At 35.9% G+C, this 19316-nt stretch carries 15 protein-coding genes and 1 pseudogene; 1 reads left to right on the forward strand and 15 read right to left on the reverse strand.

What is annotated here, in order from left to right; genetic code table 11:
* From ACIQ0M_RS07220 to ACIQ0M_RS07280, 13 genes and pseudogenes are all read right to left on the reverse strand, one after another.
* Window positions 1-168 (reverse strand): annotated as a pseudogene (locus ACIQ0M_RS07220) (tRNA epoxyqueuosine(34) reductase QueG); the annotation flags it as partial.
* Window positions 168-1499 (reverse strand): cytochrome P450, encoded by a 1332-nt coding sequence (locus ACIQ0M_RS07225; RefSeq protein WP_396151184.1) that lies wholly within the window; start codon window positions 1497-1499, stop codon window positions 168-170. The gene ACIQ0M_RS07225 and the pseudogene ACIQ0M_RS07220, both read right to left, overlap by 1 nt.
* 20 nt (window positions 1500-1519) lie before the next feature.
* Window positions 1520-2545: a Holliday junction branch migration DNA helicase RuvB gene (gene ruvB / locus ACIQ0M_RS07230; RefSeq protein WP_396151185.1), complete on the reverse strand. Its 1026-nt coding sequence runs from the start codon at window positions 2543-2545 to the stop codon at window positions 1520-1522.
* Between the two features lie 42 nt (window positions 2546-2587).
* Window positions 2588-2896: a GNAT family N-acetyltransferase gene (locus tag ACIQ0M_RS07235; protein ID WP_396151186.1), complete on the reverse strand. Its 309-nt coding sequence runs from the start codon at window positions 2894-2896 to the stop codon at window positions 2588-2590.
* 1 nt (window position 2897) lies between these two features.
* Window positions 2898-3119, reverse strand: coding sequence for a (4Fe-4S)-binding protein (locus tag ACIQ0M_RS07240; protein ID WP_396151187.1), 222 nt, complete (start codon window positions 3117-3119; stop codon window positions 2898-2900).
* An 86-nt stretch (window positions 3120-3205) separates the two neighbouring features.
* Window positions 3206-5008, reverse strand: coding sequence for a cbb3-type cytochrome c oxidase subunit I (locus ACIQ0M_RS07245; protein ID WP_396151188.1), 1803 nt, complete (start codon window positions 5006-5008; stop codon window positions 3206-3208).
* A 27-nt stretch (window positions 5009-5035) separates the two neighbouring features.
* Window positions 5036-6199: a cytochrome c oxidase subunit II gene (locus ACIQ0M_RS07250; RefSeq protein ID WP_396151189.1), complete on the reverse strand. Its 1164-nt coding sequence runs from the start codon at window positions 6197-6199 to the stop codon at window positions 5036-5038.
* A gap of 19 nt (window positions 6200-6218) precedes the next feature.
* A complete protein-coding gene (locus ACIQ0M_RS07255; RefSeq protein ID WP_396151190.1) occupies window positions 6219-7559 on the reverse strand; it encodes a quinol:cytochrome C oxidoreductase in 1341 nt (446 codons plus the stop codon).
* 27 nt (window positions 7560-7586) lie between these two features.
* Window positions 7587-8150, reverse strand: a complete 564-nt coding sequence (locus tag ACIQ0M_RS07260) for a c-type cytochrome (protein ID WP_396151191.1) — start codon at window positions 8148-8150, stop codon at window positions 7587-7589.
* A gap of 9 nt (window positions 8151-8159) precedes the next feature.
* Window positions 8160-8684, reverse strand: coding sequence for a DUF3341 domain-containing protein (locus ACIQ0M_RS07265; RefSeq protein WP_396151192.1), 525 nt, complete (start codon window positions 8682-8684; stop codon window positions 8160-8162).
* 21 nt (window positions 8685-8705) lie between these two features.
* Window positions 8706-10109 (reverse strand): NrfD/PsrC family molybdoenzyme membrane anchor subunit, encoded by a 1404-nt coding sequence (nrfD, locus tag ACIQ0M_RS07270; RefSeq protein WP_396151193.1) that lies wholly within the window; start codon window positions 10107-10109, stop codon window positions 8706-8708.
* A 36-nt stretch (window positions 10110-10145) separates the two neighbouring features.
* Entirely contained in the window at window positions 10146-13211 is a 3066-nt protein-coding gene (locus ACIQ0M_RS07275) for a TAT-variant-translocated molybdopterin oxidoreductase (RefSeq protein ID WP_396151194.1), read from the reverse strand.
* A gap of 28 nt (window positions 13212-13239) precedes the next feature.
* The gene (locus ACIQ0M_RS07280; protein ID WP_396151195.1) at window positions 13240-14574 is read right to left on the reverse strand and encodes a c-type cytochrome; all 1335 of its coding nucleotides are present in this window, start codon (window positions 14572-14574) and stop codon (window positions 13240-13242) included.
* Between the two features lie 218 nt (window positions 14575-14792).
* Between ACIQ0M_RS07280 and ACIQ0M_RS07285 the strand changes: the two genes are divergently transcribed.
* The gene (locus tag ACIQ0M_RS07285) at window positions 14793-15182 is read left to right on the forward strand and encodes an SPOR domain-containing protein (protein WP_396151196.1); all 390 of its coding nucleotides are present in this window, start codon (window positions 14793-14795) and stop codon (window positions 15180-15182) included.
* Window positions 15183-15235: 53 nt separating this feature from the next.
* Here the strand turns inward: ACIQ0M_RS07285 and infB are convergent, their stop codons facing one another.
* Window positions 15236-18034, reverse strand: coding sequence for a translation initiation factor IF-2 (gene infB, locus ACIQ0M_RS07290; protein ID WP_396151197.1), 2799 nt, complete (start codon window positions 18032-18034; stop codon window positions 15236-15238).
* A 35-nt stretch (window positions 18035-18069) separates the two neighbouring features.
* A complete protein-coding gene (nusA, locus tag ACIQ0M_RS07295; RefSeq protein ID WP_396151198.1) occupies window positions 18070-19314 on the reverse strand; it encodes a transcription termination factor NusA in 1245 nt (414 codons plus the stop codon).
* Window positions 19315-19316: the final 2 nt, after the last annotated feature.

A 19316-nucleotide genomic window follows, 5' to 3' on the forward strand; every position in this document is an offset into this window, starting at 1 on the left:
ATGGTTTTCCATGTAACTCATTTGACCCTGCATGTTTTTGTTAAGCCAATTTTCTAGTCTGGGAGCTTCTTCTTCGAGGAAAGCAGCTTTGGAAATTCCGCAGGATAAAAAACCAAGGCGTTTGGCCTCTTGTTTGATGAAATTTGAGTATTTCTCCTTCGTATTCATTACCTTTTTTTGAATTCTAAAATGGCATTGTGCGGTTTCAACGTGATTAATGGTTTTATTTGAATAGGATCTTTCTTTTCAACAATTTCAAATTGTTCAACCAACGCGATAATGGCTAAAATCATTTCGTACATTGCAAAGTTATTACCGATGCACATTCTGGGTCCGGCACCAAAAGGATAATAATTTTTGGAAAACTTTATATTCTCATCAAGAAAACGTTCCGGAATAAAGTCTTCAGGGTCTTTCCAAAAATTGGGATGTCGATGGATTTCATAAACTGAAAACAACAACGTAGAGCCTTTTGGTAAAATCATTCCTTCAAAAACATCTTCTTCATTATTTACCCTATCAATAAAATAGGCTGGTGGATATAACCGCATTGATTCTTCGATAACCAATTTGGTGTAAGTTGCATTTTTTATCCAATGCATGATATCATCCGATTCACTTTTAACTTTTGAAATTTCATCTAAAATTTTCAATTGAGCTTCAGGATTTCTGGCAAGGAGTTCGGTTGTAAACGTTAATGCATTTGACGTGGTTTCATGGCCGGCGGCAAATAAAATTAAAATTTCATCTACGAGTTGACTTTCGCTCATTTCGCTACCATCGTCATATCTGGCATTTAATAACATGTCTAATAAATCATCATGCTTTTTGTTATTTAGCTTACGTTCTTCAACTAACCGTCTAAGAATAGTTCTGGAATTTTGGGTTAAATCTAAATGCTTTTTTGATTTTCCGGATAAATTAAACCACCAAACGAGAAAAGGTTGACGCAATTCCTGCACCAACATTTGTTGTGTTGCTTCAGTAGTGTGTTGCAAAGAAGCAATATCTTCCTCAGAAACGGCAATATTAAATATGGATTTAACTACTGTTTGAAAGGCTAAATCATTAAAAATTGGAAAAACATCGATTGGCTTATTGGTCTTTACATTTTTTAATTCCTCTAAAATTGTTCGTTGTACAGTATTTAATAAAAGAACCAATTGGCTTTTATGAAAAGCAGGTTGAATTAATTTTCGTTGTTTTTGCCAATGCTCACCCTCTGAGGTTAACAAACCTTTACCAACATATCTGGCTAAATCTTTAGTTTGAATATACGATTTAGTATAATTTTTTTGATTTTTTTGAAGAACATGTTGTAACAAACCTGCATCTCTACAAAATAAAACTGATTTTCCGAAACCAATATTTAAACGAAAAATATCACCTAAATTTTTAAAATTCAGGGCATGAAATGGTAATGGATTTTTAAGAATATTGTTAGCATGATTAAGAAACTTAAAAAATGAAACTTCAGGGATTGATCTGGATGCACTCATACTTTTATTATATTCTTTCGCTATTCGAATAATCCGCCTTGTATATTACTTCTGATTTTTCCCAAATGTTTATAGGCTTTCTCGGTCACTTCTCTTCCACGAGGTGTTCGCATGATAAATCCTTCTTGAATTAAGAATGGCTCATAAACTTCTTCGATGGTTTCACCACTTTCTGAAACAGCGGTTGCTAAAGTTGATAATCCAACAGGACCGCCTTTGAATTTATCAATTATGGTTGTAAGGATTTTGTTATCCATTTCATCCAAACCGTGGGCATCAACATTTAAAGCTTTCAAAGCATATCTAGCGATTTCAATATCGATTTTTCCATTGCCTTTTATTTGGGCAAAGTCACGAACTCTTCGTAATAGTGCGTTGGCAATACGAGGAGTACCTCTACTTCTTCCTGCAATTTCTATGGCGGCTTCCATAGAAATTGGAACTTTTAGAATAGAAGCACTTCGTTGTACAATTGTGGTTAACAATTCCGTATTGTAATATTGCAATCGGCTTTGTATTCCGAAACGAGCCCGCATTGGAGCAGTAAGCAAACCTGAACGAGTGGTTGCTCCAACTAATGTAAATGGATTGAGATTAATCTGAACCGTTCTTGCGTTAGGTCCTGACTCGATCATAATGTCAATTTTGAAGTCCTCCATCGCAGAATACAAATACTCTTCAACTATTGGACTCAGACGGTGAATTTCATCAATAAAAAGAACATCCCGGTCTTCCAAGTTTGTTAGTAATCCAGCTAAGTCTCCCGGTTTATCCAACACTGGTCCGGAGGTAATTTTGATACCAACACCTAATTCATTCGCTAAAATATTCGCTAATGTTGTTTTTCCTAATCCGGGTGGACCATGAAAAAGGGTATGGTCTAAAGCCTCTTCTCTTTGATTAGCGGCTTCCACAAATACTTTTAAATTTTCTAAAACTTGGTCTTGTCCAGAAAAATCATCAAAGGAAAGAGGTCTTAACTTTTTTTCAATATCAAGTTCTTCAGGATTAAAACCTTTGTTGGTGGGGTCTAAATATTCATTCATAAAAGCAAAGATAGGGTAAAGTTCTTCTAGAAAAAGAAATTGTTAAACATGATAACCCGAAGCTAAAATTTCTTTCCATTCAGGATGACGTTTTACATACGCAGCTACAAAAGGACAAAGCGGTGCTAAGGTAAAATGATTGGATTTGATATAATTTAACGCCTTGAATACAATGCTTCCGCCAACTCCATTTCCTTCTAGTGCTTGCGGTACTTCAGTATGTGTTAAATACATCACATTTTGATTTGTTAAAATATATTCAATAAAAGCAAAATGAGTATCTACATGAAGTTCAAATCGTTTTTTTTCTTCGTTTTTTACTAATTCTGATGATTCATATTTATCCGCCATATTATTCTTCTTTATTTAGGTAAAACGATAATGCTCCAGAAGGGCATTTTCTAACTTGTTCAATAATTTGATCAGTTGAAGCAGAATGCGGATGAATCCATGGTTTTTCTTTTGGTTTAAAAACTTCCGGTAATCCTTTTGCACAATTGGCAGAATGAGTACATAAATGTGCTTTCCAAACAATCGTTACTTCTCCATTAGAATATTCTTTTTCTGTTTCCATACCACTAAATTTTGATGAATAAAGATAAATAAAAAAGCCCTTTCAAAAAAATGAAAGGACTCTTTAAAATATGAATTAATAATGTATTAGTGATGTAATTGTTCTTCGTCTGGTCCCATTGGAACAGTTTGCGGTACGAAATCGCTATCATGACCAGGTTTACTGTAATCATAAGGCCATCTGTGAACTTCAGGAATAGCACCAGGCCAGTTTCCGTGCATGTGCTCTACCGGTGCAGTCCATTCTAACGTGTTTGACTTCCAAGGATTCATTTCTGACTTTTTACCGTAGAACATGCTGTGGAAGAAATTCCAAATGAATACTAACTGGAAAGCACCACCCACCAAAGCAAACATAGTAATGATAACATTTACATTTTGCAAATCATCGAACAATGGAAAAGCTGTATTGGTATAATAACGTCTTGGTAAACCTGCCATGCCGATGAAGTGCATTGGGAAGAAAACCCCGTACGCACAAACAGCAGTAACCCAGAAGTGAACATAACCTAAATTCTTGTTCAACATTCTTCCGAACATTCTTGGGAACCAATGATAGATTCCGGCAAACATACCATAAAGAGCAGAAATACCCATTACTAAATGGAAGTGAGCCACAACAAAATAAGTATCGTGAACGTTAATATCAAGTGTACTATCTCCTAAAATGATACCAGTTAAACCTCCTGTAATGAATGTAGAAACTAATCCAATAGAGAATAACATAGCAGGGTTTAATTGAAGATTTCCTTTCCAAAGCGTAGTAATATAGTTAAATGCTTTTACTGCTGAAGGAATCGCAATTAATAATGTTGTAAAGGTAAACACGGAACCTAAGAATGGATTCATACCGGATACGAACATGTGATGACCCCAAACTATTGTTGAAAGGAAGGCGATTGCAATAATTGAAGCAATCATGGCACGGTAACCAAAAATCGGTTTACGAGCATTGGTTGCTATAATTTCAGAAGTGATACCTAAAGCCGGTAGTAATACGATGTAAACTTCAGGGTGTCCTAAAAACCAAAATAAGTGTTCAAATAATACTGGTGAACCTCCTTGGTAATGCAAAACTTCACCTGCAATGAAAATATCAGATAAGAAAAATGAAGTTCCAAAGCTTCTGTCAAAAATCAACAACAATGCAGCGGATAGAAGTACAGGGAAAGATACAATACCAATGATTGCAGTGATAAAGAAAGCCCAAATAGTTAAAGGCAATCTTGTCATCGACATTCCTTTGGTTCTTAAATTGATAACGGTAACCACATAGTTAAGCGATCCCATCAAGGATGAAGCAATGAAAATTGCCATCGACACCAACCATAAAGTCATCCCTGTTCCTGAACCCGGAATAGCTTGAGGAAGTGCACTTAATGGAGGATAAATCGTCCAACCCGCAGAGGCAGGTCCAGATTCTACAAATAATGATACAACCATGATTACACTTGACAAGAAGAATAACCAATAGGAAATCATATTCATAAAACCGGATGCCATATCTCTCGCTCCAATTTGCAATGGAATCAAAAGATTACTAAAAGTACCACTTAAACCAGCGGTCAATACAAAGAACACCATGATGGTTCCGTGAATTGTAACTAAAGCTAGATAAATGTCGTTACGCATTACCCCTTCCGGTGCAAAATTATCACCAAGCAATACGTTGAAAATTTTAAAAGATTCTTCCGGCCATGCCAATTGCATTCTGAACAATAATGACATTCCCACACCTATAATACCCATAATCAAACCGGTGATAAGGTATTGCTTAGCAATCATTTTATGATCAATGCTAAAGATATACTTTGTGATGAAAGTATCTTTGTGGTGATGTTCGTGCTCGTGTCCGTGATCGTGTTCGTTTGCGTGATCGTGTGCTGACATACTCTTAAATTATAATTTTTATTATAGCTATTTTTTTTCTACTACTTGGGCTACTAAAGTTGAATCTACAACAACTTTGGTAGAATCTGTTTCAGTTTTAACCTCTTGAGCAGGTTGTTCCTGAGCTTTAATTACTTGGGCAAATGTTTGCTTTTCACTCAACCATTTCTTGAAGTCCTCTTTGCTTTCGACAACAATTTTCATTTGCATGTTATAGTGAGAGCTTCCACAAATTTTATTACACAATAACAAATAGTCAAATGTGTAAGGATCTAAAGCTGCTTTTCCATCGGCAACTAACTGTTTACTTTTTTCAGCTCTAATTTTATTGATAGTAGCTACTTTCTCCTGCATTTCAGGAGAGTTTCTCATATCAAGAGTTGTAACAGTCGGTGTAAATGCAAATTGTGTGACCATACCCGGAACACAATTCATTTGAGCTCTAAAGTGTGGCATGTATGCGGAGTGTAAAACGTCTTGAGAACGAATTTTAAATACTACTTTCACTCCTTTTGGCAAATGCAATTCATTTGATTGAATATCATCCTGAGCATTTGGATCAGCTAAATCAACACCTAAAGTATTTACTCCTTCAATGTAGCGAACATTAGCTTTTCCTAATACATTATCCTCACCGGCATAACGGACTTCCCATCCAAACTGTTTGGCATAAATTTCAACAACCATTGGGTTTTCGGTTTCTTCATCCACAAACATAATATTAGTCCATGCATATAATCCATAAAGAATTAATCCGGCTAATGTTATCGCTGGAATGATACTCCAAATCATTTCTAATTTGTTGTTATCAGCAAAATACAAAGCAGAATTTCCTTTTTTCCCTCTGTATTTGAAAGAGAAGTAATGCAATAATGCTTGAGTAATAGTTTGAACAAAGAAAATTAAAATCATGGAAATCCACATCAAACGGTCTACCTCTACACCATGTTCTGAAGCAGAGTTACTCATTAAAGGGAAATGGCCATATTGGACAACACAAAAAATTGTAGTAAGGTAAATGAATACTAAAAAAGCAAACATTAAGTAACCATTTACATTATTATCATTGTCATTAGCTACTTGAGAATTATCAGCATTTCCACCAATTTGAGTTAAATCAAATATCTTGGTCAATTGCCATATAGCTACTGATACTAAAACTAAAACAACTAGTACTAACAAACTTGTCATCTGTCTAAATCTTTAAATATTAATAATGAAAATGTTTACTTTCTTCGATAAAAGGATTTCTTTTTGGTAATAATGGTGCTTTAGTTAAAGCGGTAAACACTATTAAAATAAATAATCCTAAAAAGAAAAGTAATGAACCAATCTCTCCTATTCCAATAAACCATCTATCACCAACAGTTGCAGGCATAATCATGTTGAAGAAATCAACATAATGTCCTAATAAAATTACAACTCCTGCCATTACTAAAATCCAAGTAATTCGTTTGAAATCAGTATTTATTAAAATTAAGAATGGAAAAATAAAGTTCATGGCAACCATTCCAAAGAATGGTAAGTTATATTGTTCAATACGTGTTACAAAATAAGTTACCTCTTCAGGAATATTAGAATACCAAATCAACATGAATTGAGAGAACCATAAGTAGGTCCAAAACACACTAATACCAAACATAAATTTAGCTAAATCATGAATATGACTTGTGTTAACATGCTCTAAATATCCTTTTGACTTAAGATATAAGGTTACCATAGTAATCACCGTGATTCCACTTACGAAGAAAGAGGCAAATACATACCATCCAAATAAGGTTGAAAACCAGTGTGGATCAACAGACATAATCCAGTCCCAAGACATAATAGATTCTGTTACAATAAAGAACACTAAGAATCCGGCTGAAATGTTGAAATTCTTTTTATAGAAAGCATTATCTGATGCTTCGTCTTGAGCTAAACAATTTTTTCTTGAGAAATAACGATATAAATTCCATCCAATTATGAAAACTGCAGCTCTAATCAACCAAAACCATTCATTTAAATAACCTTTTTTACCATTGATTAATTTATCGAACTTTGGACTATCCGGATTTACTAATTCAGGATCCATCCAAACAAATAAATGATTAAAATGGAAAGCTGAAAGAATCAATAAAACAAAAAAGATAGCAGATCCCCAAGGCAAATAAGCAGTGATTCCTTGCATTACTCTAAACAACACAGGCGACCAACCCGCCTGAGCCACATTTTGAATAGCATAAAAAGCCAATACCCCAAGTGAAATCAACATAAAAAAGATTGCCGCAACATACAATGCAGCCCAAGGTTTATTTTGCAACTGATGTAAAACATGGTTTAAGTGTTCTTCATGTTCAGCATGTGCTTCTGCACTGTTCGCATCATGTCCGTGTGCGTCATGAGCATGAGCATCGTGAGCACCATGATGACCATGAGCTTCAGCTTCAAGAATTTTTTCTACATCGGCTGTGGTTTTTGGAGCAGAAATAAAACTATATCCAATTCCCAACAATCCGACGATTATCAGAACAAAGGAAAAAACTTTTAATTTACTTGAAAAGGTATACATATCTATACAATCTAGTTGTCAATAATTTTATAATTTACTTTTTAACTGAAGAACATAATCAGTCACTAACCAACGCTCTTGTTGCGATAATTGATTAGCATGCGAACCCATAGAATTTAATCCATACGTTATCACGTGATAAACGCTTCCTTCAGTAATTACTCTATCCGCATAACTTGGAACTCCTAGGAATTTTTCTCTTTCTACTAATTTTCCTTTCCCATTCCCTTGTTCACCGTGGCAAATTGCACAATAAATTCCATACAATTCTTTTCCTTTTACAGCTTCTTTTTCAGTAATAGAGTCGATAGGAGACATTAAATTTGCCTTTGCAAGTTCATATCCGGCCGTTGAATTTTCATATTCATAAATTTCAAAACCTCTTTTGATGCTACCTTGTGGTGGCTCTTGAGCAGTTTGCCCTTTCAATTGATTTTTTCCATTAAACGCTTCAGACTCAGCATAAGTCTCATAACCTACAGACTCATACATGTTCGGGAAAAATTGATAATTTGGACTTTTAGTATCAGAACAAGAGGTTACCGAAACGGTTAATCCAAAGAATAGGGCTAATTTAAATAAGCTTTTCATATTTCTATCTTAATGCTTTTCTACAACTTTAATTTCTACGGCTCCTGTTTTCTTTAAAAAATCAGAAAGTTCTTCTTCGTTATTATGAACGGCAACTTCCATTAAAAAGTGGTCGTCAGTAGTTCTTACATCCGGATTTTCTGCAGCTTTAAATGGCCATAATTTACTTCTCATGTAAAAAGTAATCACCATTAAGTGAGCGGCAAAGAAAACGGTTAACTCAAACATGATTGGCACAAAAGCCGGCATATTTTCGATATAACTAAAACTTGGTTTTCCTCCAATATCTTGTGGCCAATCCTGAATCATGATAAAATTCATCATCCAAGTTGCCAATGATAAACCAACACAACCATATAAAAACGAAGCAATAGCAATTCTTGTTGGTGCTAATCCCATCGCTTTATCCAATCCGTGAACCGGAAAAGGAGTATAAACCTCTTCAATATGATGATGAGCTTTGCGAGTCTCTTTCACAGCATCCATTAGGATGTCATCATCATTATATAGTGCCTGTATAACTTTAGTACTCATAATTTCTTACTACTAATTATCTTAATGATTGTGGTGATTTCCTTCTTCTTCTCTTTTTCTTTTGTAATTATCCCCAGATGATTTCAAGATGGTTTTTACTTCTGCTTGAGCAATTACCGGGAATGATCTGGCATATAAAAGGAACAACACGAAGAAGAAACCGATTGTTCCAATAAAAATTCCGATATCCACAAATGTTGGAGAGAACATCGTCCAAGATGATGGAAGGTAATCTCTGTGTAATGAAGTAACGATAATCACAAAACGTTCAAACCACATACCAATGTTTACCACAATCGAAATTACGAAAGAGAACATGATACTCGTTCTAAGTTTTTTGAACCACATAAATTGTGGAGAAAACACATTACAAGTCATCATCGCCCAATATGCCCACGCATAAGGACCGGTTGCTCTGTTCAAGAAAGCATATTGTTCATATTCTACTCCGGAATACCAAGCTACAAACAACTCAGTAATGTAGGCCACACCCACAATCGAACCTGTAATCATGATTACAATGTTCATTAATTCGATATGTTGAATAGTGATATACGCTTCTAATTTAGATACTTTACGCATGATAATCAAAAGAGTGTTTACCATAGCAAATCCTGAGAATACTGCACCTGCAACGAAATATGGTGGGAAAATGGTAGTATGCCATCCCGGAATTACCGAAGTAGCAAAGTCAAAGGATACAATGGTGTGCACAGAAAGTACAAGAGGAGTTGCTAATCCAGCAAGAACTAAAGATACTTCTTCAAAACGTTGCCAATCTTTTGCTCTACCACTCCATCCAAAGGATAAAACGGAATAGATTCTTTTTGTAAAAGGAGTTATCGCTCTGTCTCTTAACATTGCAAAGTCAGGAAGTAAACCTGTCCACCAGAATACCAATGATACAGAAAGATACGTTGAAATTGCGAATACGTCCCAAAGCAATGGCGAGTTAAAGTTAACCCATAACGACCCAAATTGATTAGGAATTGGAAGTACCCAATATCCTAACCATGGACGACCCATGTGAATAATTGGGAACAAACCGGCTTGCATTACAGAGAAAATAGTCATTGCTTCGGCAGAACGGTTAATGGCCATTCTCCATTTTTGACGGAATAATAACAGTACGGCAGAAATTAATGTTCCGGCGTGACCAATACCAACCCACCAAACGAAGTTAGTAATATCCCAAGCCCAACCAACTGTTTTGTTTAATCCCCATGTTCCGATACCGGTAGAAATGGTGTAAATCATACAACCAACTCCCCAAAGGAAAGCAGTTAATGCGATTGAAAAGACAATCCACCATTGTTTATTTGCTCTTCCTTCAACAGGAGCAGCGACATCTACTGTTACATCGTGATAAGATTTATCACCTATAACTAAAGGTTTTCTAATGGGTGCTTCGTAGTGAGACGACATAATCCTTTATAGTATTTCTTATTAATTAAATTTTAATTATGTATTTCTAACTTTAACGTGATAAAATACATTTGGTTTTGTTCCAACATGTTCTAACAAATGATACATTCTATCATCTTCAACTAACTTGGCTACTTCACTTTCTTTATCATTTACATCACCAAATACTAATGATCCGGTTGAACATGCATTTGAACAAGCGGTTTGGAATTCATCTTTATTTACCGGACGACCTTCTTTTTTCGCTTTTAAGATAGTAGCTTGTGTCATTTGAATACACATTGAACATTTTTCCATAACCCCTCTTGAACGAACATTTACATCCGGATTCAATACCATACGACCTAAATCGTCATTCATGTGGAAATCAAATTCACTATTTTTATTATACAAGAACCAGTTGAAACGACGAACTTTATATGGACAGTTATTAGCACAGTAACGAGTACCCACACATCTGTTGTAAGCCATGTGATTTTGACCTTGACGGCTGTGCGAAGTTGCGGCAACCGGACAAACTGTTTCACATGGAGCATGGTTACAATGTTGACACATAACAGGTTGGAATGCTACTTGAGGATTTTCCGCAGGACTTTCCATTTCACCAAATCCGCCAAGAGAACCTTTTTCTCCAAATAATCCGTCGAATTCTTCTTTTCTCTTTACATCCGCTGCAAAGGTATCTTCCGAAGAATAATATCTATCAATACGCAACCAGTGCATATCTCTACTTCTTCTTACTTCTGATTTTCCAACTACGGGAACGTTATTTTCAGCATGACAAGCGATTACACAAGCTCCACAACCGGTACAAGAATTTAAATCAATTGACAAGTTGAAGTGATGCCCAACAGATCTATCAAAACTATCCCATAAATCTACTTTTGTAGCTTCGATTGGTTTGTGATCGATGGAAACCATTGGTGGTGGATTCCACTTCTTCGCGTCTTTTTCAGTATTGAAAATGGTTAACGTGGTTTCTTTGATAATATCACCACGACCCATCAATGTTTTTTGTGATTGAACTGAAGCAAATTCATGAGCTCCACTTTCTAAAGCAATTGATACAGGTTGCGTTGCATTAAATCCTTTGTATAAAGAATAGGCATTGACTCCCACTTGCATAGCCTCTTTTAAAGCTACTTTTTTACCATATCCTAGAGCTAAACCAACTGTTCCTTTGGCTTGACCAGGCTGAATGATTACAGGAACTTTTTCAAGTTTTGTATTTCCAACTGTTATCGTTACATAGCTTCCGTTAAGACCACCATTGGCAACAATTTCGTTTTCAATTCCTAATTTTTCTGCATCCGCTTTGGAAATAGTTAAATAGTTGTCCCAAGATACTCTGGTAATTGGATCCGGAAATTCTTGTAACCATGGGTTATTGGCTTGTTGCCCGTCTCCCATTCCTGTTTTGGTATATAAATTTAATTCGAATGGACTTGGTTTTGCTTGAGCTAAGGCTGAAGCTGCCGAAGAAAAATCTGCAGTTCCTGCAACATTTGTAGGTGCTGTAGCAGACACAAAAATTCCATCATGAATAGCTTGATTCCAAGTTTTTTCAGTTAAAATTCCTGTTGACCATGTTTCTTTTAAGAAATCATAATAGGTTTTATCACTTCCGTTCCAAACCAATAAATTATCTTGTAATTGACGAGAATTGAACAACGGACGAATGGTTGGTTGAGTAACACCAAACGTTCCTTTGATAATTTGAACATCTCCCCAGCTTTCTAAATAATGTGGAGCAGGAGCGGCAATCGTTGTTAAAGAAGCTGTTTCGTCTTCTTTTAAAGAGATTGCTACTGAAAGTTTAGCTTTTTTCAAACCATCAGCAAATGCTTTTCCATCTGCTAACGTATAAACCGGATTAACACCACTCATGATAAGTGTGTGTACCTTTCCACCATTCAAATCAGCTGTCAATTGAGCTACTGCTTGGTTAGAACCTTTTCTAATTTGACGTGTTTGGTTTGGATTAAATGCTTCGCTGTTTAATTTTGCATTGATAGCCAATACTAACAACTGTGCATTTTTATCATCGATACCGGAAACTAAAACACCTTTAGCACCCGATTGATTTAATTGTTCTGCAATTTTTACAATTTCTGCTTCGTTTGCTAATTTCCCAACTGAAACAGGAGTTCCAGTAACTATACTGAAAATTTTAACTAAAGCTAATTTTTGTTCTGCCGTAGACATTGGAATTCTTCTATCAGCTGCAGCCCCGGACAATGTCATATTCGCTTCTAATTGAACATGTTTTGACATTTTTCCTTGCTTTGGAACTCTTCCTTGGGCATATCCTTTATCATAACCACCACCTTGCCAATCACCTAAGAAATCTGCTCCAACGGAAACAATGGTTGATGCTTTTGCAAAATCATATTCTGCTAAAGCTCTTTCTCCATAAACCGCTTCAAAAGCATCTAATGCTTCTGAAGAAGAAACAGCATCATAGATTACATGTTTTGCTGACGGATTATTTGTTATAAATTCTCCAATTAATTTATCAGTAGAAGGACTTGCTAATGTTCCGGTTAAAAGAACAACTTGACCGCCGGTTGCTTTTGCATCAGCCAAACTAGCTTTTACTTTAGCATCAACTTCTGACCAAGAGGTATCCTTTTGGTTCAATTTAGGTTGCTTCAAACGCATGTTGTCATACATCGACAAAACCGAAGCATGAACACGAGCATTTGCACTAAAAGTAGCCCCTTCAATGGTATTGTTTTCTATTTTAATCGGACGGCCTTCGCGAGTTTTTACCAAAATATTAGCAAAGTCAAAACCGTCAAACATGGTTGTGGCATAATAATCTGCGATACCAGGAATAATTTGCTCCGGTTGCACCACATAAGGAATTGATTTGATAACCGGTCCTTCACAGGCAGCCAATGAAGCGGCAGCTGTGCTAAAACCAACGTATTTTAAGAAATCACGTCTTGAAGTAGAAGAATTAGACAAACTGTCTTTATCTCCCAAAAACTCATCCGTTGGAATTGGATCCACGAATTCATTGTTTCTTAACGTCTCAACAATAGAACTGTTATCGCTTAGCTCTTCAACACTTTTCCAGTATTTTTTGTTTGATGACATACTGTATATATATTAGCTTCTTAATTAATTAATAGTGACATTTTCCACATTCTAAACCTCCCATTTGTGCAGCCGTTAATTTGTCTACACCATATTTTTTAGAAAGTTCTTCGTGAATCTTTTTGTAGTAATCATTATCTTGTAATTTCACATCGGTTTCTCTGTGACAGTTTATACACCATCCCATAGTTAACGGAGCGAATTGTTTTTGATACTCATACTCTTCAACAGGACCGTGACAGGTTTGGCATTCAATTCCGCCTACGGTAACGTGTTGAGCGTGGTTAAAATAAACCAAGTCAGGTAAGTTGTGAATACGCACCCATTTTACAGGTTGTGTTTTCCCAGTATATTTTTGATTGGCTTTATCCCAACCTACAGCATCGTACAATTTTTGAATTTCTTCGTTGTAATCAACCCCATATTCTTTTCCTTCTGCCAAAGTAGATTCAGCAACCTCAGAAATATTTTTATGACAGTTCATACAAACATTTAAGGAAGGAATCCCAGAATGCTTACTCTCTCTTGCTGAGGAGTGACAATATTTACAATCAATACCGTTGTCACCGGCATGAATTCTGTGGGAATAATGAATCGGTTGGATCGGTTCGTAGTTTTGGTCCACACCAATCTGCATAAACCATCCGTAAGCAAAATAGGCACTTGATAACAAAAGGAAAATTACAGTTACCAGAACTAAGAATTGATTTTTAGCAAAAGCTTTCCAAATTGGTAACGATTTTTCACTTTTTACTACTTCAATACCATTAGCTTTTGCAATTTTTGATAAAACATTGTTAACCAAGAAAAGCATAACCACTAACATGGCTAAAACTAACGCAAGAGCACCAAGGATTACTTCATTAGAAATCCCACCTGATTGTGCAACTTCACCATCAGGAACCGGATCTTTGGGAGTTTGAACGACAACAGGCTCCATTGTATAAGCGATGATATTATCAATATCTGCATCAGACAATTGAGGAAAAGCCGTCATTGGCGACTGGTTGAACTCGTTAAAAATCTTATTAGCTCTTTCGTCTCCGGATTTAATTAAATCGGCACTGTTACGAATCCATTTATACAACCATTCCTTTTCATACTTATCACCCACCCCACGCAACGCAGGACCGGTCATTTTTGCATCTAATTTGTGACAGGCAGCACACTGAGCATTGAACAATGCTTTTCCGGCGGCGGCATCACCTGAAGCAGGAGCAGCAACGGGAGCAGCAGCAGCGGCAGGTTCAGCAGCTGGAGCAGCGGCTTCTTGAGCAAAAATTTGAATAGAAAAAGTTAGCACGAAAGCTAAACTGAACAGTAGAACTCTTGAAATCGAATTAGGGTTACCCACCTTTTTCATATATTAGAATATAATTTGTCGACTAATTTTTGGTATGATTTTTTCTATAGTTCACAACAAAACGTAGATTTTATTTTAAACTCCGACAAAAATACGACTTATGAACTATTCTCAAAACCTTAAAATAGCCTTAAATAGTAATTTATATTTATTCTAAATAATATTTATTGTTTTGTTTTATTTCATAACCATTACATTTGCATTAAAATCAATTCATTATGTTATCAAAAGAACAAAAAAAACTGTTTTACTCCCTGATTTTACTTGTTTTATTATTTACAAATTATGAAATTTTCGCACAAACTACGACAGTGGAACAAGATGCAAAATTCGAACAGTTGTTAAATGAAAAAAGGAAGGTTAATGCTTCATTGACGGTGAATGATCGATGGAAAATTCAAATTTTTACCGGTAATAATGAAAACTCAAAAAAAGAGCTGATTGCATTCAAAAGAGAAAATAAGGACTTTGATGCAACGATAGTTTTTCATACCCCTGTATATAAAGTTTGGGTGGGAAATTATAAAACCAGAATTGAAGCGGAGAGAAATTTAAAAGAATTGAAAACAAAATATCCGAATGCTTTTTTAATCAAACCGAATAAATAACCGTCATTACATAAAACAAAAAATCCCGATTACTCGGGATTTTTTTATACTTCTTATTTCAGTTTTTTCTTAACTTCTACTTGGCTGAATGATTCGATTAAATCGCCTATTTCAATGTCGTTGTAGCCTTTAATTTGCATACCACAATCATATCCTTTAGAAACTTCTTTCACGTCGTCTTTGAAACGTTTAAGAGCTACCAAATCTCCAGTGTAGATTACAACACCTTCCCTGATTAATCTAATTTTCGAACTTCTAATGATTTTTCCATCAATCACCATACATCCTGCAATAGTTCCAATTTTTGAAATTTTAAATGTTTCTCTAATTTCCGCTGTTCCTGAAATTTCTTCTTTCAATTCAGGAGACAACATTCCTTCCATTGCATCTTTCAAATCGTCAATTGCATCGTAGATAATTGAATATGTTTTGATGTCAATTTCTTCTTTATCAGCTAATTGTTTAGCATTTCCGGCAGGACGAACATTAAATCCAATAATGATGGCATCGGAAGCGGAAGCTAACAATACATCGGATTCGGTAATTGCACCAACACCTTTGTGAATAATTTTGATTTGAATTTCTTCTGTTGATAATTTTGAGAAGGAATCTGAAAGAGCTTCTACAGAACCATCCACGTCACCTTTCAAAATAATATTCAACTCTTTAAACTGGCCTAAAGCAATACGTCTTCCAATTTCAGCCAATGTAATGTGTTTTTGAGTTCGAACCGATTGCTCACGCATCAATTGTGAACGTTTTGCAGCAATTTGTTTTGCTTCTCGTTCGTCTTCAAACACATTGAATTTATCACCGGCAGTTGGAGCACCATCTAGTCCCAAAATTGAAATCGGTGTTGAAGGACCTGCTTCTTTAATGTTATTGCCACGTTCATCATGCATTGCTTTCACTTTACCATGATTTTTACCTGCCAATACATAATCTCCAATTTTCACCGTTCCGGCTTGCACCAAAACCGTTGAAATATATCCTTTTCCTTTATCTAAATAGGCTTCTACTACAGTTCCTACAGCAGGTTTATTTGGATTTGCCTTTAAATCTAACAATTCAGCTTCTAATAAAACTTTTTCAAGTAATTCTTTTACACCAATTCCCATTTTTGCAGAAATGTCGTGCGATTGAATTTTTCCACCCCAATCTTCGACCAATAAATTCATTCCGGCTAATCTTTCTTTAATTTTCTCCGGATTAGCATTTGGCTTATCTACTTTATTAATAGCAAAAATCATAGGAACACCTGCTGCTTGAGCATGACTGATTGCTTCCTTGGTTTGTGGCATGATGTCATCATCCGCCGCAATTACAATAATCGCAATGTCCGTTAACTGAGCACCACGAGCACGCATAGCGGTAAACGCTTCGTGACCCGGTGTATCAAGAAAAGCAATTTTTTGACCATTTTCAAGTGTCACTCCGTAAGCACCGATATGTTGTGTAATTCCTCCTGATTCACCTGCAATTACGTTGGCTTTACGAATGTAATCCAGTAAAGAGGTTTTACCATGGTCAACGTGACCCATTACAGTAACGATTGGAGCTCTGTGTACCAAATCTTCATCTCTGTCTTCCACTACCTCAATAGCATCTTCGATGTCTGTGGTTATGAACTCTACTTCGTAGCCAAACTCGTCTGCAACAATTGATAGTGTTTCAGCATCTAAACGTTGGTTCATGGTTACCATGATTCCCAAAGACATACAAGTTCCGATAACTTTTGTAATTGGCACATCCATCATGGTTGCAATTTCACCCACCGTAACAAACTCGGTTACTTTGATGGTTTTGCTTCCTTCTTCGATTGCTTTTAACTCTTCATCCGAACGTTGACGGTGTGAATCTCTTTTATCTCGACGGTATTTTGCCGCTTTACTTTTATTTCCTTTTCCTTGGAGTTTTTCTAAGGTTTCACGGATTTGTTTTTGAACTTCCTCTTCCGTTGGCTCCACTTTGGCTACAATAGCCGGGCGAGCACCCTTATTGAATCCCGGTCGAATTGCTTGACCCGGACGAGGTGGACCACCTTGTGTATTACCGGAATTTTGTCCTCCCGGTGCTCCGGGTTTAGATTGAATTCTTTTTCTTTTATTTTTGTTTGGATCGTTTGAACCCGCAGCTTGTGTGGCCGATCGAGGTTGAATTTTTGGTTCTTCCTTTTTCTTTTTTGGCTTATCAAATTGAGACAGATCAATTTTTTGTCCCGTTATGGTAGCTCCTGATAGCTTTTGATATTGGGTTTCAAATTTTTCATCACCCGGAACAGCAGAATTTGGCGTAATAGCCGGTTTCTTGGTTTCTTCCGCTTTTTGGACAACCGGTTTTGTGTCAATTTTTTCAGGAGTAACTTTTGGTTTGTCTTCTACAACTGGTTTTTCCTGAACAGGTTCGTCCACTTTTACAGGTTCTTGTACAGGTTCAGACTTAACTTCTGCAACTTTTTCAGCTTCCTGAACAGGTTGTTTTTTGGGCTCTAAATCAATTTTACCCACTTGTTTTGGTCCTGATACATTTGCTTTGGCTTTAATCACTTCCTGTTGCTGTTTCAAAAGCTCTTCTTCCTGCTTTTTCTGCAACTCCAATTCTTTTTCTCTTTCTATCCGGAGGGCTTCTTTTTCTTTTCGTTTTTCTTCACTTACTTCCTTAGAAGCTTCTTTATTTCCTTTGTCGCCGGCAAATTCATTACAAAGAATTGAATATTCACTTTCAGAGATTTTTGTGTTTGGACTAGCTTCAATAGAAACTCCTTTGTCTTTTAAATAATCGACAGCTCTCTCCAAAGAAATATTTAATTCCCTTAAAACTTTATTAATTCTTATGTTCTTTTCTTCAGACATATATTTTTTTTAGTGTGTGTTCGTTTTTGTGAAGTTTATCCTTCAAATTCAGATTTTAAAATTCGCATCACATCCTGAACTGTTTCTTCTTCTAAATCTGTTCTTCTAACTAAATCTTCAATTGAATGTTTCAATACGCTTCTTGCCGTATCTAAACCAATTTTTGCAAATTCGTCGATTACCCATCCGTCGATTTCGTCGGAGAACTCTGTTAATTCAACATCATCTTCTTCTTCAGCTACGTTTCCTTCACGGATAACATCTAATTCATAACCGGTTAATAAACCTGCTAATTTAATATTGTGTCCGCCACGTCCAATTGCTTTTGAAACTTCTTCTAATTTCAAAAACACCTCAGCTCTTTTTTTATCTTCATCAATTTTAATCGATGAAACTTTTGCCGGACTTAATGCTCTTGTAATAAACAATTGATTATTACTTGTATAATTGATGACATCAATGTTTTCATTGCCTAATTCACGAACGATTCCATGAATTCTTGAACCTTTCATCCCAACACAAGCTCCCACCGGATCAATTCTGTCATCATATGAATCTACTGCCACTTTTGCTTTTTCTCCCGGAATTCGTACCACTTTTTTAATCATGATTAATCCGTCAAAAATTTCAGGAATTTCTTGTTCAAATAATTTCTCCAAAAACTTTTCAGAAGTTCTTGACATGATAATTTGAGGCTTATTTCCTTTCAATTCCACATTTTCAATAATTCCACGAACATTATCTCCTTTACGGAAAAAGTCGGATGGAATTTGCTTTTCTTTTGGCAAAACGATTTCGTTTCCGTCATCATCCACCAAAATTACAACTCTTGGACGAACGTGGTGCACTTCTGCTGTATAAATTTCACCTATTAAATCTTTAAATTGTTTGTAAAGATTTGTACTGTCGTGTTCGTGTATTTTAGAAATTAAGTTTTGACGAAGTGCTAAAATAGCTCTTCTACCCAAATCGATTAATTTCACTTCTTCGGAAACATCTTCACCTACTTCAAAATCAGGTTCAATTTTTCTGGCTTCTGACAATGAAATCTCTGAATTTTCGTCTTCCACCTCTCCATCTGCTACCACCACACGATTTCGCCATATTTCCATATCTCCTTTGTCAGGATTGATAATAATATCGAAATTGTCATCTGAACCATATTTCTTCTTCAAGGCATTTCTAAAAACATCTTCTAAAATGGCCATGAGGGTCACACGATCAATTAATTTATCGTCTTTAAACTCTGAAAATGATTCAATTAACGCTATATTTTCCATGC

The sequence above is a fragment of the Flavobacterium sp. genome (assembly GCF_044339515.1).
GTDB lineage: Bacteria > Bacteroidota > Bacteroidia > Flavobacteriales > Flavobacteriaceae > Flavobacterium.